This is a genomic window from Streptomyces sp. NPDC059002, from assembly GCF_042740435.1.
Lineage (GTDB): Bacteria > Actinomycetota > Actinomycetes > Streptomycetales > Streptomycetaceae > Streptomyces.
Map to the genome: position 1 here is coordinate 21,253 of NZ_JBHYJI010000076.1, position 20,771 is coordinate 42,023.

Annotated in this window: 20 protein-coding genes; 16 read left to right on the top strand and 4 right to left on the bottom strand. The window is 70.8% G+C overall.

The genetic code is table 11. The features are described 5' to 3' along the window. Window positions 1–31 precede the first annotated feature (31 nt). From ACFWZ2_RS38945 to ACFWZ2_RS38955, 3 genes are all read left to right on the top strand, one after another. The gene (locus ACFWZ2_RS38945; protein ID WP_384554132.1) at window positions 32–1,147 is read left to right on the top strand and encodes an LLM class flavin-dependent oxidoreductase; all 1,116 of its coding nucleotides are present in this window, start codon (window positions 32–34) and stop codon (window positions 1,145–1,147) included. Beyond that, window positions 1,144–1,749, top strand: coding sequence for an FMN reductase (locus ACFWZ2_RS38950; RefSeq protein ID WP_384554101.1), 606 nt, complete (start codon window positions 1,144–1,146; stop codon window positions 1,747–1,749). The genes ACFWZ2_RS38945 and ACFWZ2_RS38950 overlap by 4 nt, the downstream gene beginning before the upstream one ends. Window positions 1,750–1,934: 185 nt before the next feature. Further along, entirely contained in the window at window positions 1,935–3,026 is a 1,092-nt protein-coding gene (locus tag ACFWZ2_RS38955; RefSeq protein ID WP_384554102.1) for an NAD(P)/FAD-dependent oxidoreductase, read from the top strand. On the opposite strand, the gene ACFWZ2_RS38960 is transcribed toward ACFWZ2_RS38955, so the two are convergent. Then, on the bottom strand, window positions 3,001–3,483 hold the full coding sequence (locus tag ACFWZ2_RS38960; RefSeq protein ID WP_384554134.1) for a MarR family winged helix-turn-helix transcriptional regulator: 483 nt from the start codon (window positions 3,481–3,483) through the stop codon (window positions 3,001–3,003). The two genes, ACFWZ2_RS38955 and ACFWZ2_RS38960, sit on opposite strands and share 26 nt — an antisense overlap. Before the next feature lie 76 nt (window positions 3,484–3,559). Continuing rightward, window positions 3,560–4,411: an oxidoreductase gene (locus ACFWZ2_RS38965; protein WP_384554104.1), complete on the bottom strand. Its 852-nt coding sequence runs from the start codon at window positions 4,409–4,411 to the stop codon at window positions 3,560–3,562. Between the two features lie 223 nt (window positions 4,412–4,634). Here ACFWZ2_RS38965 and ACFWZ2_RS38970 point away from each other — a divergent pair, with 223 nt between their 5' ends. Then, window positions 4,635–5,489 carry a helix-turn-helix transcriptional regulator gene (locus tag ACFWZ2_RS38970; RefSeq protein ID WP_384554106.1) on the top strand — a complete coding sequence of 285 codons (855 nt, stop codon included), beginning with the start codon at window positions 4,635–4,637 and terminating at the stop codon, window positions 5,487–5,489. Window positions 5,490–5,529: 40 nt separating this feature from the next. On the opposite strand, the gene ACFWZ2_RS38975 is transcribed toward ACFWZ2_RS38970, so the two are convergent. Next, on the bottom strand, window positions 5,530–6,132 hold the full coding sequence (locus ACFWZ2_RS38975; protein WP_384554108.1) for a hypothetical protein: 603 nt from the start codon (window positions 6,130–6,132) through the stop codon (window positions 5,530–5,532). Window positions 6,133–6,296: 164 nt separating this feature from the next. Here ACFWZ2_RS38975 and hemL point away from each other — a divergent pair, with 164 nt between their 5' ends. The 11 genes from hemL to ACFWZ2_RS39030 all read left to right on the top strand — a co-directional run bounded on the left by hemL (window position 6,297) and on the right by ACFWZ2_RS39030 (window position 19,279). Further along, on the top strand, window positions 6,297–7,622 hold the full coding sequence (hemL, locus tag ACFWZ2_RS38980; protein ID WP_384554110.1) for a glutamate-1-semialdehyde 2,1-aminomutase: 1,326 nt from the start codon (window positions 6,297–6,299) through the stop codon (window positions 7,620–7,622). Further along, window positions 7,619–8,311: a histidine phosphatase family protein gene (locus tag ACFWZ2_RS38985; RefSeq protein ID WP_384554111.1), complete on the top strand. Its 693-nt coding sequence runs from the start codon at window positions 7,619–7,621 to the stop codon at window positions 8,309–8,311. Before hemL ends, ACFWZ2_RS38985 begins: the two co-directional genes overlap by 4 nt. A gap of 182 nt (window positions 8,312–8,493) precedes the next feature. Continuing rightward, window positions 8,494–9,720 carry a hypothetical protein gene (locus tag ACFWZ2_RS38990; RefSeq protein WP_384554113.1) on the top strand — a complete coding sequence of 409 codons (1,227 nt, stop codon included), beginning with the start codon at window positions 8,494–8,496 and terminating at the stop codon, window positions 9,718–9,720. Between the two features lie 66 nt (window positions 9,721–9,786). Next, window positions 9,787–10,437, top strand: coding sequence for a TlpA family protein disulfide reductase (locus tag ACFWZ2_RS38995; RefSeq protein ID WP_384554115.1), 651 nt, complete (start codon window positions 9,787–9,789; stop codon window positions 10,435–10,437). After that, on the top strand, window positions 10,437–11,201 hold the full coding sequence (locus tag ACFWZ2_RS39000; RefSeq protein WP_384554117.1) for a cytochrome c biogenesis CcdA family protein: 765 nt from the start codon (window positions 10,437–10,439) through the stop codon (window positions 11,199–11,201). Before ACFWZ2_RS38995 ends, ACFWZ2_RS39000 begins: the two co-directional genes overlap by 1 nt. A gap of 3 nt (window positions 11,202–11,204) precedes the next feature. Beyond that, the gene (locus ACFWZ2_RS39005) at window positions 11,205–12,944 is read left to right on the top strand and encodes a cytochrome c biogenesis protein ResB (protein ID WP_384554118.1); all 1,740 of its coding nucleotides are present in this window, start codon (window positions 11,205–11,207) and stop codon (window positions 12,942–12,944) included. Then, window positions 12,941–14,032: a c-type cytochrome biogenesis protein CcsB gene (gene ccsB / locus ACFWZ2_RS39010; protein WP_384554120.1), complete on the top strand. Its 1,092-nt coding sequence runs from the start codon at window positions 12,941–12,943 to the stop codon at window positions 14,030–14,032. The genes ACFWZ2_RS39005 and ccsB overlap by 4 nt, the downstream gene beginning before the upstream one ends. Window positions 14,033–14,193: 161 nt before the next feature. Then, the gene (locus ACFWZ2_RS39015; RefSeq protein WP_384554121.1) at window positions 14,194–16,905 is read left to right on the top strand and encodes a BTAD domain-containing putative transcriptional regulator; all 2,712 of its coding nucleotides are present in this window, start codon (window positions 14,194–14,196) and stop codon (window positions 16,903–16,905) included. A gap of 116 nt (window positions 16,906–17,021) precedes the next feature. Beyond that, window positions 17,022–17,600: a hypothetical protein gene (locus ACFWZ2_RS39020; protein ID WP_384554123.1), complete on the top strand. Its 579-nt coding sequence runs from the start codon at window positions 17,022–17,024 to the stop codon at window positions 17,598–17,600. Window positions 17,601–17,693: 93 nt separating this feature from the next. Next, window positions 17,694–18,338 carry an RNA polymerase sigma factor gene (locus tag ACFWZ2_RS39025; protein ID WP_384554124.1) on the top strand — a complete coding sequence of 215 codons (645 nt, stop codon included), beginning with the start codon at window positions 17,694–17,696 and terminating at the stop codon, window positions 18,336–18,338. Then, entirely contained in the window at window positions 18,335–19,279 is a 945-nt protein-coding gene (locus tag ACFWZ2_RS39030; RefSeq protein WP_384554126.1) for a CU044_5270 family protein, read from the top strand. Before ACFWZ2_RS39025 ends, ACFWZ2_RS39030 begins: the two co-directional genes overlap by 4 nt. A gap of 6 nt (window positions 19,280–19,285) precedes the next feature. Here the strand turns inward: ACFWZ2_RS39030 and ACFWZ2_RS39035 are convergent, their stop codons facing one another. Continuing rightward, window positions 19,286–20,266, bottom strand: a complete 981-nt coding sequence (locus ACFWZ2_RS39035) for a zinc-binding dehydrogenase (RefSeq protein ID WP_384554128.1) — start codon at window positions 20,264–20,266, stop codon at window positions 19,286–19,288. Between the two features lie 94 nt (window positions 20,267–20,360). On the opposite strand from ACFWZ2_RS39035, the gene ACFWZ2_RS39040 reads away from it, so the two are divergent. Then, window positions 20,361–20,678: an ArsR/SmtB family transcription factor gene (locus ACFWZ2_RS39040; RefSeq protein WP_384554130.1), complete on the top strand. Its 318-nt coding sequence runs from the start codon at window positions 20,361–20,363 to the stop codon at window positions 20,676–20,678. The last annotated feature ends 93 nt before the right edge of the window (window positions 20,679–20,771 follow it).

Sequence of the window (20,771 nt, forward strand, 5' to 3'; positions counted from 1 at the left end):
CAACCCGCGGAGAGTGAGATCGGCCATGGCCATGCAGTTCGGGATCTTCAGCGTCGGTGACGTGACCGCCGACCCGACCACCGGTCGTACCCCGACCGAGGCCGAGCGCATCAAGGCGATGGTCGCCATCGCGCTCAAGGCCGAGGAGGTCGGGCTCGACGTCTTCGCGACCGGCGAGCACCACAACCCGCCCTTCGTGCCGTCGTCCCCGACCACGATGCTCGGCTACATCGCCGCCCGCACCGAGAAGCTGGTCCTCTCCACCTCCACCACCCTCATCACCACCAACGACCCGGTGAAGATCGCCGAGGACTACGCGATGCTCCAGCACCTCGCGGACGGGCGCGTGGACCTGATGATGGGGCGCGGCAACACCGGGCCCGTCTATCCGTGGTTCGGCAAGGACATCCGCCAGGGCATCAACCTCGCCGTCGAGAACTACGCGCTGCTGCGCAGGCTGTGGGACGAGGGCGTGGTGACGTGGGAGGGGAAGTTCCGTACGCCGCTGCAGTCCTTCACGTCGACGCCCCGCCCGCTCGACGGTGTCGCGCCGTTCGTCTGGCACGGGTCGATCAGGTCCCCGGAGATCGCCGAGCAGGCCGCGTACTACGGAGACGGCTTCTTCCACAACAACATCTTCTGGCCCGCCGAGCACACGAAGAAGATGGTCGACCTGTACCGGCAGCGGTACGCGCACTACGGGCACGGCACCGAGGAGCAGGCGATCGTGGGCCTCGGAGGGCAGGTCTTCATGCGGGCGAACTCCCAGGACGCCGTGCGGGAGTTCAGGCCCTACTTCGACAACGCGCCGGTCTACGGGCACGGTCCCTCGCTGGAGGACTTCACCGAGCAGACCCCGCTGACCGTGGGCTCCCCGCAGCAGGTGATCGAGCGGACCCTGTCCTTCCGCGACACGGTGGGGGACTACCAGCGCCAGCTGTTCCTCATGGACCACGCGGGGCTGCCGCTGAAGACCGTCCTTGAGCAGCTCGACATCCTCGGCGAGGAGGTCGTCCCCGTGCTGCGCGAGGAGTTCGCCAAGAACCGTCCGGCGGGGGTGCCGGACGCGCCCACCCATGCGGCGCGGGTCGCGGACCGTGACGCCGCACAGGAAGAGCAGGAAGAGCAGGAAGAGGTGTCCGCATGAAGCTCGTCGTCGTGTCCGCGGGCCTGAGCGTGCCCTCGTCGACCCGGCTGCTCGCCGACCGGCTCGCGGCGGCCGTGCGGCGGCAGGCCGACGCGGACGTGGAGTTCGTCGAGCTGCGCGACCTCGCCGTGGAGATCGCCCAGGGCCTCACCACCGGGTTCCCCGGGTCCGCCCTGGGCGCCGCGGTCGACGCGGTGTCCGGCGCCGACGGCCTGGTCGTCGTGACACCGGTCTTCTCGGCCTCGTACAGCGGGCTCTTCAAGTCCTTCTTCGACGCCGTCAGCGGCTTCGACAAGGACGCGCTGGCCGGTACGCCGGTCCTCGTCGCGGCCACCGGCGGCACGCCCCGGCACTCCCTCGTCCTGGACCACGCGCTGCGCCCGCTCTTCGCGTATCTGCGCTCCGTCGTCGTGCCGACGGGGGTGTACGCGGCGTCCGAGGACTGGGGGGCGGAGGGGCTCGCGGAGCGGATCGACCGGGCGGGCGCCGAGCTGGCGGGGCTCATGCGGCCGCTGGTCGCGGAGCCGACGGGGGCCGGGCGGGCGGAGGAGCCCGTCGTCGTGCCCTTCGCCGAGCAACTTGCCGCGCTGCGGGGGGAGTAGGGGCGCTTTCCGGCCGGGTCCGCTGTTGCAGTTCGTTCCACGAACTAATATTGTTCGTGGAACGAACTAGATGCCCGTGTGGTCCTTCGGGGTCGCGGGGTGTCGTATCGACGGTTCTCGTGTCAGCGGTTCTCGTGTCAACGGGTCTCGTGTCAACGGTTCTCGTATCAATGGGGGTTGGGAAAATGGGTCGTACTGTCGCGGTCATCGGTGGGGGATACGGCGGCGCCGCCGTCGCCAAGGCGCTGGACGAGGACGCCGACGTCGTCCTCGTCGACCCCAAGGACGCCTTCGTGCACGCCGCGGGGTCCCTGCGCGCCCTGGTCGATCCCGGCTGGGCGGGCAACATCTTCTTTCCGTACGACGGGCTGCTGCGGCGCGGCCGGTTCGTGCGCGACCGGGCCGTCGCGGTGGACGGCGGGGGTGTCACGCTCGCGTCGGGCGACCGGATCGACGCCGACTACCTCGTCCTCGCCACCGGCTCCGGCTATCCGTACCCGGCCAAGATGGACACCGACGTGGCGAGCGAGGCGCTGGCCAGGCTGCGTGCCACGCACGACGAACTCGCCGGATCCCAGCGGGTGTTGATCGTGGGCGCGGGACCCGTCGGGCTCGAACTGTCCGGTGAGATCAAGGCCGTGTGGCCGGACAAGCACGTCGTCGTGGTCGATCCGGCCACCGAACTCGTGCCCGGCCACGAGCCCGAGATGCGCGACGACCTGAACCGCCAGCTCGACGGGATCGGCGTCGAACTGCGCCTGGGCACCGCCCTGTCCGAGCAGCCGCCGGTCGAACCGGGGCGGGCGAAGACCTTCACGGTCGGCACCACCGGCGGCGGGGACGTCACCGCCGACATCTGGTTCCGCTGCCACGGCGTGCGCGTCGAGAGCGACTACCTCGGCGCCGCGCTGGCCGCGGCCCGCACGCCGAAGGGCCAGGTCCGCGTGACCGAGACGCTCAACGTCGAGGGCCACGGGCACATCTACGCGCTCGGCGACCTCACCGACGTGGCCGAGGCCAAGATGGCCGGGTACGCGATGCGGCACGCCGAGGTCGTCGCGGAGAACATCAGGGCGCGGCTGCGCGGCGAGGAACCCACCGCCCGCTATGTGCCGTCGCCCGTGCCCTCGGTGCTGCTGCCGCTCGGCCCCAAGGGCGGTGTCGGCCAGGTGCCGGGGCCCGACGGGGTGTCCGTGCTGCCGGCCGAGGCGGTCGCCGAGTACAAGGGCGCCGACCTGTTCACCGGGCGCTTCACGGAGCTTTTCGGGACGGCCTGACCTGTCGGGGCCCGGCCTTGGCGGCGCGGGGCTCCTCCATGAAGACGACCGGGACCTCGTTGTCCCGTACGACCCGGGCGAGCAGTTCCGCGAGCGTGCCGCGGTCGTCGTCGCCGAGACCGGCCGGCAGGGCGTCGATCCTGCGGCAGGTCTCGGCGTAGAACTCCTCGGCGAGCGCGGCGCCTTCGTCGGTCAGCGCGACACGGATCGCCCGCCCGTCCTCGGGGTCGGGCTCGCGGCGGACCAGGCCGTGCTGGGCCGTGCGGTCCACCAGACCCGTGAGGCTGGACTTCGCGAGGCCGAGCGTCGCGCCCAACTCCCGCATGCCGTACGGCTTGACCATCAGGACGCAGAGCAGCTGTCCCTGCTGCGGCGTCAGGCCGTACTCCCTGCCGGACTCGGCATAGACGGCATTGACGAGAAAAGCGGAACGCACCAGTGCGGTGGCGATCCCCATTGGCCCGTCGACGGATTTCCCCATGCCGTCAGAATACGGCAGCGAGGAATGCCGTCCGGTGGCCGAATTCGTGCCGTCAGGCGGACCGGCCGACGTCGTCGAAGTCGGTGGACGCCGACAGCTCGGCCCACGCCTGCATGTCGTGCTCGAAGGCGTCGCGTCCGGCCCGGACGAGCCGCAGCGCGTCGTTGCCGAGCAGCAGGCGCGCCGGGGGCTGCTCGGCCGCCACGATGCGCAGCACCGCGGCCGCGGCCTTGTCCGGGTCGCCGGGCTGCTGCCCGCTGCCGTTGATGCGCCGGGCGCGCAGCGGCTCGAACAGCTCGTCGTAGTCGGCGATCGCACGGGGCGCGCGGATCATCGAGCGGCCGGACCAGTCGGTGCGGAAGCTGCCCGGCTCGACGGCGGTGACATGGATGCCGAAGCCGGCGACCTCCTTGCCGAGCGTCTCGAGGATGCCCTCCACCGCGAACTTGCTGCCGTGGTAGAAGCTGAGGCCCGGCATGGTGATCAGTCCGCCCATCGAGGTGACGGCGATGAGGTGGCCCGCGCGGCGCTCTCGCATGTGCGGCAGCACGGCCTTGATCACCGCCACGGTTCCGTAGACGTTCACCTCGAACTGGCGGCGGAGGTCGTCCATCGACGACTCCTCGAAGAGGCCGTCATGGCCGTACCCGGCGTTGGCGACGAGCACGTCGACCGGGCCCAGGTCGCGCTCGGTCCCCGCCACGACCCTGTCCACGGCGTCATGGTCGGTCACGTCCAGGATGCGGGCGTGCGCGTCGCCGTCGAGCGCCTCGAAGGCCCGTGCGTCGGCGGGCGTGCGCACCGTGCCCACCACCCGGTGGCCCGCGTCCAAGGCCGCGCGCCCGAGTGCGCGGCCCAGGCCGGTGCTGACGCCGGTGATCAGGAATGTCTTGGTGTCCGACACAGGAGGTCCCTTCGTACGTTGCGAACAGCGGCCGACCGGGGCGCTGTTGGGCCCCGGCCGGTCTCGACGTGTTCCACTTCAGCACCGGAATCGGCCGCGGACCGGCTTCCGGGGGGTCCGCTTCGCCCCGGGGACGGCCGGGCCGGGGGACAGCCGGACGGGGGGACCGCCAGTCCCCCTCTCGCGGGCCGTCGGGCCGATCTCGGGCCCTATCGTGAACGGCATGGACCGCAACGCAGCTCTCGGTGAGTTCCTCCGCTCCCGGCGGGCGCGGATCACTCCGCGCCAGGCGGGCCTGTCCGACGACGGCGGCTCCCGGCGCGTGCCGGGACTGCGCCGCGAGGAGATCGCGCACCTGGCGGGCGTGAGCGTCGACTACTACGTACGCCTGGAACGCGGACGCCGCCTGAACGTCTCCGAGACCGTCCTTGACGCCATCTCCCGCGCGCTGCGCCTCGATCCCGTCGAACGCGCCCATCTGTTCCAGCTCGCCAAGCCCGCCGCGGGCAGGCCCCGCCGCACGGCGACGCGTCCGCAGCCGGTCCGCCCGGGGCTGCGCGACCTGCTCCGGATCCTGGAGCACACGCCCGCCCTCGTGCTGGGGCGGCGCCTTGACGTCCTCGCGTCCAACGAGATGGCACGTGCGCTGCTCACCGACTTCGACGCGCTGCCGCACCGCGAGCGGAACCTGGTGCGGTTCATGTTCTGCGACGAGACCGCACGCTCGCTGTACACCCACTGGGAAACCCATGCCCAGGACATCGTCGCCTCGCTCCGGCGCGATGCCGGACGCCATCCGCACGATCCGCTGCTCGCCGAGCTCGTCGGCGAACTCTCCATCACGGACGAGGACTTCCGCCGCTGGTGGGCCGACCAGAACGTGTTCCGGCACACGCATGGCAGCAAGCACTTCCACCACCCGGTCGTCGGCCCGCTCACCCTCAACTACGAGTCCCTCACCCTGCCCGCCGACCCGGACCAGCGGCTGAGCGTCTACACCGCCGAGGCAGGCTCCAGCTCCGAGGAGGCGCTCCGGCTGCTGGAGAGCCATGGGGCGAAGGTGTCTTCGGGCCGCTGAAGACCCGGTTCAGGCCGGGTCAGGCCCTTGAAGACCCGGTTCAGGGCCAGACCAGGCAGTAAGCCTGATGCCCCGCGTCATGCAGACGGTGGCTGAAGTCCTGCCACTCGTGCAGGAGTTGGTAGACGTTGAAGGCGTCGCGCGGGCCGCCTCGGTCGGGGACCGTGGACCATATGAAGGCCGCGGCGCCCACCGACTCCTCGCCGATGCCGCGCAGCGGGTCGACGACGGTCATGGGGAGCTTCACCACGGCGTAGTCGGGGTGGAGGACGACCAGTTCCAGCGGGGGGACCCGGTGCAGGGGTATGCCCTCGATGCCGGTGAGGACCATCGCGGCCATCGTCTCCGGCTTGATCTTCGTGAACATGCCGCCCATGCCCAGCTCGTCGCCGCCGAGTTCCTCGGGGCGCATCGAGATCGGCACGCGGGCGGCGGTCGCGCCGTCCGGGGCGCCGAAGTACTTGTAGGTCACCCCCACCCCGCCACTCCTGCTGCTCGCCCGGTCCCGCTCGGTCCTGCCGGACCCGCTGCGCGCCTGTTCGGGCGCCTGCGCCGGTTCCGCCTCGCGCCGGTGCTTGCCACGCCGGGCACGCCGTGGACCCAGGCCGTCGGTCCCCTCGCCCAGTCCGCCACCGCGATGCATATCTCCACCCGACTGCTTTGCCAGGGCGGCACGGCCCTGTCTTTTCTAGGCCCCGCGGCCCCCGCCACGCAACCCGATCATCGTGTCAGTGACCTCCCCCACGGTCACCCGCTAAAACGTGGGGTGAAACACCTGTCCGCAGGATCTCCGAACCCTCTGACACCATGGCTCGTGTGAGCTTCCCGTATAGCGCCCCAGTTTCGCAGACTCTTTTCGACCGTGCGGCGGCCGTGACGCCCGGCGGTGTGAACTCCCCCGTGCGCGCGTTCCGCGCTGTGGGCGGTACGCCCCGGTTCATGGTGTCCGGTACCGGTCCGTACCTGACCGACGCCGACGGCCGCGAATACGTCGACCTCGTGTGCTCGTGGGGTCCGATGATCCTCGGACACTCCCACCCCGAGGTGATCGCCGCCGTGCAGGAGGCCGTCTCGCGCGGCACCTCCTTCGGTACGCCCGGTGAGGGCGAGGTCGCGCTCGCCGAGGAGATCGTGGCCCGCATCGAGCCCGTCGAGCAGGTGCGGCTCGTCTCCAGCGGCACCGAGGCGACCATGTCCGCCATCCGTCTGGCGCGTGGCTTCACCGGCCGCGCCAAGGTGATCAAGTTCGCCGGCTGCTACCACGGCCACGTCGACGCCCTGCTCGCCGCCGCCGGTTCGGGCGTGGCCACCTTCGGCCTGCCCGACACCCCGGGCGTCACCGGCGCCCAGGCGGGCGACACGATCGTCGTGCCGTACAACGACCTGGAGGCGGTGCACGAGGCCTTCCACAAGTACCCCGGTGAGATCGCCTGCGTGATCACCGAGGCGTCGCCGGGCAACATGGGCGTCGTCCCGCCGGGCCCCGGCTTCAACGAGGGCCTCAAGGCCGCCTGCGCCAAGAACGGCGCCCTCTACATCTCCGACGAGGTCATGACGGGCTTCCGTACGTCGAAGGCCGGTTGGTACGGCGTCGACGGCGTCACGCCCGACCTGATGACCTTCGGCAAGGTCATGGGCGGCGGCTTCCCCGCCGCGGCCTTCGGCGGCCGCGCCGACGTCATGGCGCACCTCGCCCCCGCGGGCCCGGTCTACCAGGCGGGCACGCTCTCCGGGAACCCGGTCGCGACGGCCGCGGGTCTCGCGCAGCTGCGGCTCCTGGACGACGCGGCGTACGAGAAGGTCGACGCGGTCTCGGCCCAGCTGCGCGGCCTGGTGACCGAGGCGCTGAGCAAGGAGGGCGTCGCGCACACGCTGCAGAACGCCTCCAACATGTTCTCCGTCTTCTTCACCGACAGGGACGTGCGCAACTACGACGACGCGAAGGCGCAGGAGTCGTTCCGCTTCACCGCCTTCTTCCACTCGATGCTGTCGCAGGGCGTCTATCTGCCGCCCTCGGCCTTCGAGTCCTGGTTCGTGTCCACCGCCCACGACGAGCGGGCGATCGAGCGGATCGCCGCCGCCCTGCCGGGTGCCGCGCGCGCGGCCGCGGAAGCTACGGAGGCCACCGCATGACCGGCACGGCAGCGGGCGACGAGCTGACCGTCGTCCATCTGATGCGCCACGGCGAGGTGCACAACCCCGAGGGGATCCTGTACGGGCGGCTGCCCGACTACCACCTCTCGGAGCTCGGCCGGCAGATGGCCGACCGCGTCGCCGAGCATCTCTCCGGGCGCGACATCACCCATGTCGTCGCCTCGCCCCTGGACCGCGCCCAGGAGACGGCCACGCCGATCGCCAAGGTGCACGGGCTCGACCTCGCGACGGACGGCCGGCTCATCGAGGCGGGCAACGTCTTCGAGGGCAAGACCTTCGGCGTCGGCGACGGCGCGCTGAAGAACCCGGACAACTGGAAGCACCTCGTCAACCCCTTCAAGCCCTCCTGGGGCGAGCCGTACATCGAGCAGGTCGTACGGATGATGGGCGCCCTGGACGCGGCGAAGGACGCGGCCCGCGGGCATGAAGCGGTGTGTGTCAGCCACCAGTTGCCGATCTGGATCGTGCGGAGCTTCGTGGAGAAGCGGCGTCTTTGGCACGACCCGCGCAAGCGGCAGTGCACGCTCGCGTCGCTGACGACGTTCACCTATCGCGGCGACAAGATCGTTTCAGTGGGTTACACGGAGCCCGCCAGGGACCTCGTGCCGGCCCATCTTCTCGCCGGTGCCAAGCCGGTGAAGGGCAAGGACAAGGCATTCGGGGCCTGATAATCCCGCGCACGGTCGACGTGGCGTAATCGTGCGGCGACTGTATGTCCCTTCTCGGTAAAACACCCTAAATATGTGCGACTTGCCGGAACCCCCGTGTTCGTCGCGCCCTCTAAGTGGTTGTCCCTCTTGCATGGCACATACAGCAGGAGTGGGCCCAGGGCGCGACGAATGGGGATGGAATGCGCGACTTCAGTCGCAGGGGAATGCTCGGTCTCGGAGCCGGTGCCGCGGCCGCTTTCGGGCTCGCGGCATGCGGCTCCGGTGGCGACGGCGATTCGCCCGCAGAAAAGGCGGGGGCAGGGCAGGGCGGTGCCGAGAGGCACCCGGCGAAGCCCATCGGTGACGGTTCGACCGCCTACACCGGAAAGCAGCCCAAGCAGCCCGGCAAGCCCGTTCCGCTGCAGCCCGGCGAGACGCCCCCGCAGTTCGTGATCTTCTCCTGGGACGGTGCGGGCGAGGTCGGGAACGGTCTGTTCCCGCGCTTTCTGAAGCTTGCCGAGGACCACGACGCGCACATGACGTTCTTCCTCTCCGGGCTTTATCTCCTGCCGGAATCGAAGAAGCGTCTGTACCGTCCGCCGAACAACGCGGTCGGCGCCTCCGACATCGGATATCTCACCGACGGTCACATCAAGGACACCCTGAAGTACGTTCGACAGGCCTGGCTCGAAGGCCATGAAATCGGCACGCACTTCAACGGGCACTTCTGTGCGGGAACGGGTTCCGTCGCCAACTGGACGCCCGCGCAATGGCAGGACGAGATCGACCAGGCCAAGTCCTTTGTGAAGAAGTGGCGTACGAACACCGGCTGGACCGATCTGCCGTCGCTGCCCTTCGACTACGACAAGGAACTCGTCGGCGGCCGCACGCCCTGTCTGCTCGGCCAGAACAATCTGCTGCCGACCGCGAAGAAGCTCGGCTGGCGCTATGACGCGTCCTCGCCCGGCGGCCGCCAGCGCTGGCCCGAGAAGAAGATGGGCATCTGGGACCTGCCGCTGCAGGCCGTGCCCTTCCCCGGGCACTCCTTCGAGGTCCTCTCGATGGACTACAACATCCTCGCCAACCAGTCGAAGAACTCGACGAAGGCGCCGCCGGCCAACTACCCGGGCTGGCGCAAGCAGGCCACCGAGGCCTACATCGCCGGGTTCAAGCGGGCCTACGAGTCCAACCGCGCGCCGTTCTTCATCGGCAACCACTTCGAGGAGTGGAACGGCGGCATCTACATGGATGCCGTCGAGGAGGCCCTGAAGCACATCGCGGGCAAGAAGGACGTACGCCTGGTCTCCTTCCGGCAGTTCGTGGACTGGCTGGACGTGCAGGACCCGAAGGTGCTCAAGCAGCTCCAGGGCCTGGATGTCGGCCAGCAGCCCGCCGGTGGCTGGAAGGGGCTCGGAAAGGCCGCCTGAAATGGGACTTTCCGCAACGGCGGGGGGTGCGGAAGATCCCCGAAACGGGCATGCGAAACTTTTCACATGAGTGCCGCCTGCCGCGCCCCCCAGCCCGCGAACCGCAGTCGTAGTCGCCGCGCCAGCGGCCGCCGTGGCCGTGCGGCCCTGCTGGCCGCAGGGGCCGCGGTCGCGGCCCTGACCCTGTCGGCCTGTGGTTCGGGCGGCACATCGGGCGGCGGCGGGAACACCAACTTCATCGCGGGCTCCGACGGCATCGCCACCGCCAAGAAGGCGGACCGCAAGCCGCTCCCCGAGCTCGACGGCGAGACCCTCGACGGCAAGCAGCTGAACCTCTCCAAGGCGTACAAGGGCAAGATCCTCGTCATCAACGTCTGGGGCTCCTGGTGCGCGCCGTGCCGGGCCGAGGCGCCGAACTTCGTGAAGGTCGCCGCCGAGACGAAGCCCAAGGGCGTCGAGTTCGTCGGCATCAACACCCGTGACCCCGAACTCGGCCCCGCGATCGCGTTCGAGAAGGAACACAAGGTCACCTACCCGAGCCTGCACGACCCCGCGGGCAAGCTGATGCTCCGCTTCCCCCAGGGCACGATGAACCCGAACTTCATCCCCTCGACGCTCGTCGTCGACCGCGAGGGCAGGATCGCCGCCCGCTCTCAGCAGCCGCTGAACGAAGAGAAGCTGCGGAAGATGATCGACCCCGTGCTCGCGGAGAAGTGATGTCGACGCTCGCGGCCATCACAGGACCGAACCAGACCGTCCTGAGCGGGGCCCTGCTTCTCGCGATCCCGGTCGCCGTGCTCGGCGGGCTCGTCTCCTTCTTCTCGCCGTGCGTGCTGCCGCTCGTGCCCGGCTATCTGTCGTACGTCACCGGGGTCAGCGGCCAGGACCTCGGCGAGGCGCGGCGCGGCCGGATGGTCGCGGGCGCCGGGCTCTTCGTGGCCGGCTTCACCGTGGTCTTCGTCTCCGCCACCGTCTTCTTCGGGGCCCTCGGGCGCTCGCTCAAGGAGCACCAGAGCACCATCAACACGGTGCTCGGCGTGGTGATGATCGTGCTCGGGCTCTTCTTCATGGGGCTCATGCCCTGGCTCACCCAGCGCGAGTTCCGCTTCCACAAGCGGCCCGCCGTCGGCCTGGCCGGTGCCCCGATAGTGGGTGCCCTCTTCGCCGTCGGCTGGACGCCGTGCATCGGCCCGACGCTCGCCTCGGTCGTCGCCCTCTCCGCCGACGGCGCCAACCCGCAGCGCGGCGCGCTCCTCGGGGTCGCGTACTCCCTGGGGCTCGGCATCCCGTTCATCCTCGCGGCCGTAGCCTTCCGCAAGGCGCTCGGCGCCTTCGGCTGGGTGAAGCGACACTACGTCTGGGTGATGCGCGTCGGCGGCATCATGATGATCGCGACCGGCCTGCTCCTCGTCACCGGTGCGTGGGACAGCATCATCCAGGAGATGCAGGTCTGGACCAACAGCTACACGGTGGGGATCTGATCCATGAGCAAGACCGAAGCCCCTGACGACAGGACCGAGGCACGGGACGAGCAGCACGAGCTGGGAGCGGCGGGCGCACAGCTGTCCACCGCCCCCAAGGAGGAGGCGCCCAACCTCCCCGCGCTCGGCGTCATCGGCTGGTTCCGCTGGTTCTGGCGGCAGCTCACCTCGATGCGGGTCGCCCTGATCCTGCTCCTGCTGCTCTCGCTCGGCGCGATTCCCGGCTCGCTCATCCCGCAGAGCAACGTCGACGAGCTCAAGGTCCAGGACTTCATGGACCGGCACACCACGCTCGGCCCGATCTACGACAAGCTGCAGCTCTTCGACGTCTACAGCTCGGTGTGGTTCTCCGCGATCTACATCCTGCTCTTCGTCTCCCTCATCGGCTGCATCGTGCCCCGCACCTGGCAGTTCGTCGGCCAGCTGCGCGGCCGCCCGCCGGGCGCCCCCAAGAAGCTGACCCGGCTGCCCGCGTACACGACGTGGCGCACCGAGGCCGAGCCCGAGCAGGTGCACGAGGCCGCGCTCGCGCTGCTCGGGCAGCGCCGCTTCCGCGCGCACACCGCGGGCTCCGGCGCCGACGCGTCCGTCGCCGCCGAGAAGGGCTATCTGCGCGAGGCCGGCAACCTGATCTTCCATGTCGCGCTGATCGTGATGCTGATCGCCTTCGCCGCGGGACAGCTCCTCAAGTCCGAGGGCGGCAAGCTGGTCATGGAGGGCGACGGCTTCTCCAACACGCTCTCGCAGTACGACGACTTCAAGTCCGGCAGCCTCTTCGACACCGAGGGCCTCGCGCCGTTCAGCTTCAAGCTCGACGACTTCGAGGGGACGTACCAGAAGTCCGGCCCCAACCGCGGCACGCCCCGCACCTACCAGGCCAACGTCACCTACTCCGAGGGCGTCGACGGGCCCGAGAAGAAGAAGGCCATCGAGGTCAACAAGCCCCTCGAGGTCGACGGCTCGAAGGTCTACCTCATCGGCCACGGGTACGCGCCGACCGTCACGGTCCGCGACCCCAAGGGCAAGGTCGTCTACAAGGCGTCCGTGCCGCTCCTGCCCATCGACCAGAACGGCACCGCGACCGGCGCCATCAAGGTCCTCGACGGCTACCGGAACAAGAGCGGCAAGAAGGAACAGCTCGGCTTCAACGCCTTCTTCGTCCCGACCTTCGCGGGCGAGGGCAAGGGCCAGATGTTCTCCCAGTTCCCGGCCCCCGACTTCCCGGTGCTCGCACTGTCCGCGTACCACGGCAGCCTGGGCGTCGACTCCGGCGTCCCGCAGAACGTGTACCAGCTGGACACCCGGAAGATGACCAAGTTCAAGGACTCCAAGGGCGAGCTGTTCAAGCAGCGGCTGCTGCCCGGCGAGACCATGAAGCTGCCGAACGGCGCGGGCTCGATCACCTTCGAGAAGGGCATGAAGGAGTGGGCGACCTTCCAGATCTCGCAGGAGCCCGGCTCCGTATGGGCCCTGGGCGGTGCGATCGCCGCCATCGCGGGCCTCGCCGGATCCCTGTTCATCCAGCGCCGCCGCGTGTGGGTGCGGGCGGTCAGGGGCGCCGACGGCGTGACCGTCGTGGAGATGGCGGGCCTCGGCCGCAGCGAGTCCGCCAAGGTGCCCGAGGAGCTGTCCGACCTCGCCGCCCAGCTGCACGAGAAGGCGCCGAGCGCGCCCGAGCCCGACCCGGAAGCCTCTTCCGACTCCGACCCCGATGTTGTTCCTGCCGAAGGGGCTGAGAAGTGAATCTCGCCACCACCCTGGCCGCCGAACCCAACGAGAACCTCGCGCACATCAGCAATGTGCTGATCTACTCCGCGATGGCCGTCTACCTCCTGGCCTTCTTCGCGCACATGGCGGAGTGGCTCTTCGGCAGTCGCAGCAAGGTCGCCCGCACCGCCGCCGCGCTCACCCCGAGCACGACCGCGGCGGCCGCGCCCGCCGTCACCGTCCAGGCCAAGGGCGGCACCGCCACCCTGGAGCGCCCGAAGGTCGTCACCCGGTCCGTCTCCGGATCCCGTGACGTGCCGGACGGTCCCGGAGCCGCGGCGGGCGACGAGAAGGGCGACCTCTACGGCCGCATCGCGGTGTCCCTCACCGTGCTCGCGTTCCTGCTCGAGTTCGGCGGCGTGCTCACCCGCGCCCTGTCGGTGCAGCGCGCGCCGTGGGGCAACATGTACGAGTTCAGCATCACCTTCTCCACCGTCGCCGTCGGTGTGTACCTGGTGCTGATGGCCCTGAAGAAGAACATCGCCTGGCTCGGCCTCCCGCTGGTCACCACGGTCCTGCTCGACCTCGGTCTGGCCGTCACCGTCCTGTACACCTCCAGCGACCAGCTGGTCCCGGCCCTGCACTCGTACTGGCTGTGGATCCACGTCTCGACGGCGATCTTCTGCGGTGCGGTCTTCTATGTGAGCGGCGTCGGCACGCTGCTCTACCTCTTCCGGGACAGCTACGAGTCGAAGCTGCAGAACGGCGGCCAGCCCGGCAAGTTCGCCACCTCCGTCATGGAGCGGCTGCCCTCGTCGGCCTCGCTCGACAAGTTCTCCTACCGCCTGACCGCCGCGCTCTTCCCGCTGTGGACGTTCACGATCGTCGCGGGCGCGATCTGGGCGGGCGACGCCTGGGGCCGCTACTGGGGCTGGGACCCCAAGGAGGTCTGGTCCTTCATCACCTGGGTCGCGTACGCCTGTTACCTGCACGCGCGCGCGACGGCGGGCTGGAAGGGCCGCAAGGCCGCCTACCTGGCGCTGATCGCCTTCGGCTGCTGGCTGTTCAACTACTACGGCGTGAACATCTTCGTCACCGGCAAGCACTCGTACGCCGGGGTCTGAACCCCCGTACCGCGCCCGTCCTCCGAGGCCGGTTCCCGTGACCCAGGTCAGGGGAGCCGGCCTTCGGCGTACTCCCGGGGGCGCGGCCAGTGGCACCGGTGCCGTCCGGAGATATCCTCGTACGCCAGCGATCTCGGCCCGCCAGGAGTGTGCACGTACATATGGAGTTCCAGCTCCTCGGGTCCGTGGCGGTCAACGGCGGGACGGGGCCCGTGCCACTGGGGCCCGCCAAGCGGCGAAGCCTGCTCGCGCTGCTGCTGCTGCGCTCCCCGGCCCCCGTCTCCGTCGACACGCTCACCGAGGCGCTGTGGGAGGACGAGCCGCCGCTGCACTCGCGCACCGTCATCCACGGTCATGTCTCGCGGCTTCGCGCGGCGATCACCGAGGCGGACCTGGACGCGTACGGCGTCGAACTCGTCACGCAGGGGCGGGCGTACGCGCTGCGGCTGCCCGAGACGCTGCTCGACGCCCGCCGGTTCGAGGACCTGGTGGATCTTGCACGGCGCCAGCGCGATCCGTCGGACGCGGCGCTGATGCTGCGCGAGGCGCTCGCGCTGTGGCAGGGGCCCGCGCTCAACGGGACGGTCGCCACCGCTCCGCTGCTCGCCGCCGCGGCTGTCCTGGAGGAGAGTCGGCTCGCCGCGGTCGAGCAACTGGCCGCCGTGTACGGGGAGTTGGCGGCGCACGAGCAGGCCGTGACGCTGCTGGGTGCGGAGGCCCTCACACAGCCGCTGCGTGAACCCCTGATCGCGGCCCTGATCCGGGCCCTGTACCGGGCGGGCCGCCAGTCGGACGCTCTGGAGCAGTACCACCGCACCCGCAAGGAACTCGCCGACGCGCTGGGCGTCGATCCGGGGCCGGTGCTGCGGGCGGCGTACGAGGAGGTCCTGGAGGCGGACGCGGCCGCCGAGGCAGGCGCGGGCGGCGCCCAGCGGCCCGTACCCGTGTCGGCACCCGATCTGCTGCCCAGGCCGCCGCGCGGATTTCACGGCCGCGGGGCCGAACTGGCGGAGCTGACCCGCGCCACCGCCACCACGTCGGCCGTCGCCCTGGTCACCGGACCGGCCGGAGTCGGCAAGACCTCGCTGGCCGTGCACTGGGCCCACCACCGCGCCGCCGCCTACCCGGACGGCCGTCTCTTCGCCGACCTGCGCGGACACAGCGGCGGCGAACCTGTTCAGCCCATCGACGTACTGCGGGAGTTCCTGCTCGCGCTCGGCGTCGAGGCCGCGGCCGTGCCCGCGTCGCAGGAGGCAGCGGCGGCGCTGTTCCGGTCCCTGGTCAGGAAGCGGCGGCTGCTCGTCGTGCTCGACAACGCCAGGGACTCCGCGCAGATACGTCCGCTGCTGCCCGGCGGCGACGCCTGCGGCACCGTCGTCACCAGCCGCACCCGCCTGGACGCCGTGATGGCCGAGGACTGCGCGACGCCCGTCCCCATCGAGGTGCTCGGCGAGGACGACGCGGCGGGCCTGCTCGCCGAGGCCCTCGGCGATTCCCGGGATCCCGACGCCATACGGGAAGTCGCCCGGCTCTGCGACGGACTGCCGCTCGCCCTGCGCATCGCCGCCGCCCGGCTCAAGGGCCGCCGGCACTGGACCGCCGCCATCCTGGCCGCCGAACTCGCCGACGAGCATGGCCGGTTGGCGCTGCTCTCCGCGGAGAACACCGGGGTGGAGACCGCCCTGAGCGCCTCCGTCGCCTGCCTCGACGCCGCCGACGCCGCGCTGCTCGGCGCGCTCGGGCACTCCTTCACCCGGGAGAGCGACGCGTACACCGCCGCGGCCGCCGCCGGGATCGGGCTCGCCGAGGCCCGGACGGGACTCGACCGGCTCGCCGCGGCGCACCTGGTCCAGGAGGCGGAACCGGGCCGCTACAGCCTGCACGACCTCGTACGGATCTATGCGCGCGGACTGCCCCGCGCCGAAGGGGCCGACGCGGTCACCCGCCGCCTGGTCGATCACTGGCTGCGGGCCCAGCACGCCGCCGTGGACGTGTTCGACCCCACCGGCGCGCGGACCGTTCCGCTGCCCGAAGGCTTCGAAGCGGGGCTGCCCGTACCGCGGTTCGCCGAGCGCGACGCCGTGTTCGGCTGGTTCCTCAAGGAGCAGGAGTCGCTGATGGCCGCGGTCTCGGCCGCCGCCAGGACCGGCGACGCGGACCGCACCTGGCGCATCGCCGCCCTGTTGTGGCCGCTCGTCCACTGGCACCCGCATCCCGGATGGCAGCAGCCCCTGCACACGGCCCTCGCCGCCGCCGAGCGGATCGGCAGCACCGAGGGCATCGGCTGGCTGCGGACCGTCACCGGCCTGCTGTTCGTGGAGACCGGACAGTTCGCGCGCGCCGAGCCCTTGTTGGCCGGTGCGGTGGCGCCGCTGCGCACCTTCGCCCCCGAGGTCTCCTGCCAGGTCCTCGTCCTGCTCGCCATCGCCCGCCACCGGCGCGGCAACCCGGCCGGCATGCTCGACGCGCTCGCGGACGCCGCGCGCGACGCCCGTACGGCGGACCATCCCATCGCGGTCACCCTGGAGCTCTACCACGCCACCCATCTCGCCCTGGCCCAGGGCGACTTCGCGGCGGCGGCCGAGCACACGGCCCGCTGCATCGCTGCCATCCCCGAGAACGAGATCGCCGGCTGGCGCCCGCTCATCCTGGAGTCGTACGGCATCGCACTGCACTACAGCGGGCTCCACCAGGAGGCCCGCGAGGTGCTGCTCGCCGCGGTCGCCGCCAACGAGGAGGAAGACCTCCCGGCCCGTACGGTACGGGCACTGACCCGGCTCGGAGAGGTTGCCGCGGTGCTCGACGAGCCGCTCTCCGAGGCCGCATACCGGGCCAGAGCGGAACAGCTCCAGAAGTCCCTCACACGGCCTTGACCAGCCCATCACCTGTGAAGACGGTTCATTAGTGGGGCGTTAGTGGAACGGCAGCGGCGGGCGGCATGGTCATGACTGTCAACAAACCTAACCACCACATCGGGGGACCTACGATCATGCGTACCGCTCCGCTCAGGAACGCCACGCTCGCCCTCGCCGCCACCGCGGCGCTCGCCTTCTCGCTGACCGCCTGCAACGACGGCGAGGGCACCAAGGACAGTGGCGCCGCCTCCTCCTCCTCGACGAGCACGAGTAAGGAATCCACCGCGCCCGCCCCGAAGGGCTCTTCGGATTCGGGTTCGTCCGGCTCCACCGGCTCGGGTGAGTCCAGCTCCTCGGACTCCGGCGTCGTCGGCTCGGACTCCGGTGGCGCGGGCGACGACACAGGCGCCAAGGGCGAGTGCATCAACACCGGTACCGAGGGCTGCTTCACCGGCACGCTGTCGTACCTGGCCGAGTACAAGATGATGGTGGACAACCAGGAGTTCGAGGTAGGCGACGACACCCAGATCCGCGGCGCCGCGGCCATCTGCGGCGGCTCCGACGGTTCCGTCACCGCCGACAACAACGTGGGCACCACCGCATGCACCTACGACCAGCTGGTCAAGGCCGCCAAGCTGGGCACCGTCAAGGTGCGCGTCGTCAAGGGATCGGGCGGCCCCGCCGCGTCGGTCAAGGAGATCTACCACCCCTGAACCCGCGTACCGCGCCCGTCCGCAGAGGCCGGTTCCCGTGACCCAGGTCACGGGAACCGGCCTTCGGCGTGCGGACAGTCAGAGGGTGTGGAGATGCATCAGGGGGAACATCGGGACCAGGAGGAGTGGGAGCGCCGTCAGGTGCTGCGCGTCCGGGTCAGGGACGGGGACGCCGACGCGTTCGGCGAGCTCTTCGACGCGTACGCCCGCTCCGTCTACAACCACGCCTACCGGCTCACCGGCGACTGGGCGCAGGCCGAGGACATCGTGTCCCTGACCTTCCTCGACGCCTGGCGGCTGCGCGACAGGCTCGACGCGGAGGGCGGCTCGGTGCGGCCGTGGCTGCTCGGCATCGCCACCAACGTCACGCGCAATACGCGCAGGGCGGCCAGACGGCACGCGGCCGCCGTCGCCCGGCTGCCCCGCGACGAGGTGGTCGCCGACTTCGCCGAGGTCGTCGCGGGCTCCCTCGACGACCGGGAGCAGCTCGCTCTCGTCCGCACGGCCCTGGCGAGTCTGCGCCGTGCCGAGCGCGAGGTGCTCGCCCTGTGCGTCTGGTCGGGTCTTGACTACGCGGCCGCCGCCCGGGCCCTCGGCATCCCGGTCGGCACCGTGCGCTCCCGGCTCTCGAGGGCCCGGGCGAAACTCGCAAGAGCCGTGGAACCCCGCAAGCGCCCCGGACAGCCAGGAGATGACCGCACGTCCGCGGTCAGGCCCATCAGGGAGGGAAACCGATGAGCGAACTTCCCGAGCGCGACCTTCCGCCGGGCCGTCATCACCTGCTCAAGGAGCACCTGTTGACCGAGATCCGGCAGTACGAGGCCGGGGCCGCCGAGGCACCCGGCAAGAAGTCCGCACCGAAGAAGAACGCGAAGATCTGGTTCAGGCCCGCGCTCGTCGCGGGCGCGGTGACCGCGGCCGTCGCGGCGGGCGTGCTCGTCGCCTCGCCGTTCGGCGACCGGGCGGCGCAGGCGGAACCGCCGTCGAAGGAGACCGTCCAGATGCTGGAGAAGATCGCCGCGGCGGCCGAGAAGCAGCCGTCCAAGGGGATCAGGGACGACCAGTACGTCTACATCAAGAGCAAGATCGGCTACTCGTCGGACTCGGACGACGGGCCCGGGGAGCTCGATCCCATCCACCCGCGCGAGATCTGGTTCTCCGTGGACGGCAAGCGCGACGACCTGCTGCACGAGCCCGCCAACGGCGCCCAGAACGAGGTCATCGAGCCGGAACTGCCGCTCACGCCGACGGACACCTACTACCGCAATCTGCAGAGGCTGCCGACCGACCCGGTCAACATGCTGGACTGGCTCCACCGGGAGAGCGACGGCAGTTCCAGCGCGGACCAGGCCACCTTCGTGCTGGTCGGCGACCTCTCCCGGGAGTCCCTCATGCCGCCCGAGCAGGCCGCCGCGCTCTGGCTCGCCGCGGCGAAGATCCCCGGCGTCGAGCTGCTCGACGACGCGGTGGACGCCGAGGGGCGGCACGGTGTCGCCATCGCCCGTGAGGACGACGGCATCAGGCAGGAGCTGATCTTCGACAAGAAGACCAAGCAGTACCTGGGCGAGCGGCAGGTGGCGACCGAGGATCTGCCGTCCGGCTTCAAGAAGGGCACGGTCGTCGGCCGCAGCGCCATCCTGGAGCGTGCCGTCGTCGACAGGCCGGGGCAGCGCCCGTAGGTGCGCTCAGCCGGTGCCGCCGACCCGCAGCAGCAGCTTGCCCGTCGTGCCGCGGCCGCCCATCAGACGGTGCGCCTCCGCGGCATCGGCCAGCGGGAACTCGGCGGTGACCGGCAGGGTGACCGTGCCGTCCGCGACCAGGCGGAAGGCACGGTCGGCGACCGCGCGCAGCTCCTGGGGCGCGGTCTGCGCGAGCGTCAGGATCGAGAACGCCGAGACCGTGGTGGCGCCGGGGTAGAGCTCCTGCTGCCCCACCCGCCACGGCTCGGCGGCGCTCGCGTTGCCGAAGGAGACCAGGCGGCCGAAGACGGCGAGCGCGGCGAGGCCGTCGCGGAAGGTGTCGCCGCCGACCGGGTCGAGCACGAGGTCGACGCCGCGTCCCGCGGTGGCGCGGCGGGCGTCGTCGGCGAAGGCGTCGCCGACGAACACCTCGTCGTAGCCGTGCTTGCGGGCGTACTCGGCCTTGGCGGCGCTCGACACGACGCCGTACACGGTGGCGCCCGCGGCCTTCGCCAACTGGCCGACGACGGTGCCCACGCCGCCCGCCGCGCCCTGCACGAGGATGCTCTCGCCGGCCTGGAGGCGGCCCACCTCGTGGACCAGGGCGTGGGCGGTCGGCAGCACGGTGGGCAGGGTGGCGGCGGTCCGCAGGTCGACGCCGTCGGGGAGCGCGAAGACGGTCTCGGCCTGCGCGACGGCGACGTCGGCGTAGGCGCCGCCCGCGGTGAGCGCGGCGACCTGCTGTCCGGGGCGGAGCCCTGCGACGCCCGCGCCGACCGCGCGGACGCGCCCCGAGACCTCAAGGCCCGGCACGTACGGCAGGGCGGGCACGCGGTATCCCTCGGCGCGTGCCTTGAGGTCGGCGAAGTTCACACCGGTGTAGGCGACGTCGACGCTGACCTGGCCGGGGCCGGGCTCGGGGACGGCGGCGTCCACGACGTGGAGGACCTCGGGTCCGCCGGTCTGCTCGAACTGGACTGCGCGCATGGCTGTGCCACCTCTCCACCACTGTTCAACGAAAAGCGAACAGTCGGGAGTGTATGGTTTTCATCGAACACTCGGCAAGAGGGAGGGCCGGACCGTGGCCGGTCATCGCGCGGCACCCGTGCACACGCACCCCGACGACGTCTCCGTGCCGACCGCGCTCGCCGCGCTCGCCGATCCCGTACGGCTCCATCTCGTACGGGAGTTGGCGGGATCCGGCGACTGGACGCGGTCGTGCGGCAGCTTCGACGTGTCCGTCGGCAAGGCGGCGCTGAGCCACCACTTCGCGGCGCTGCGCGCGGCGGGGCTCGTCGAGCAGCGCGACGAGGGCGCGCGCCGCGTCAACCGGCTGCGCCGCACGGAGTTCGAGGCCCGCTTCCCGGGACTCCTCGCGCTGGTACTGCGCGGCGACTGACCTCCGGGCGGCTCCCAGGGCCTGTCCGCCGGACAAGCCCTAGGGAGCGTCTTGTCGATCATGTGGTGAGCCAGATGAGGGTGCTGGCCAGGG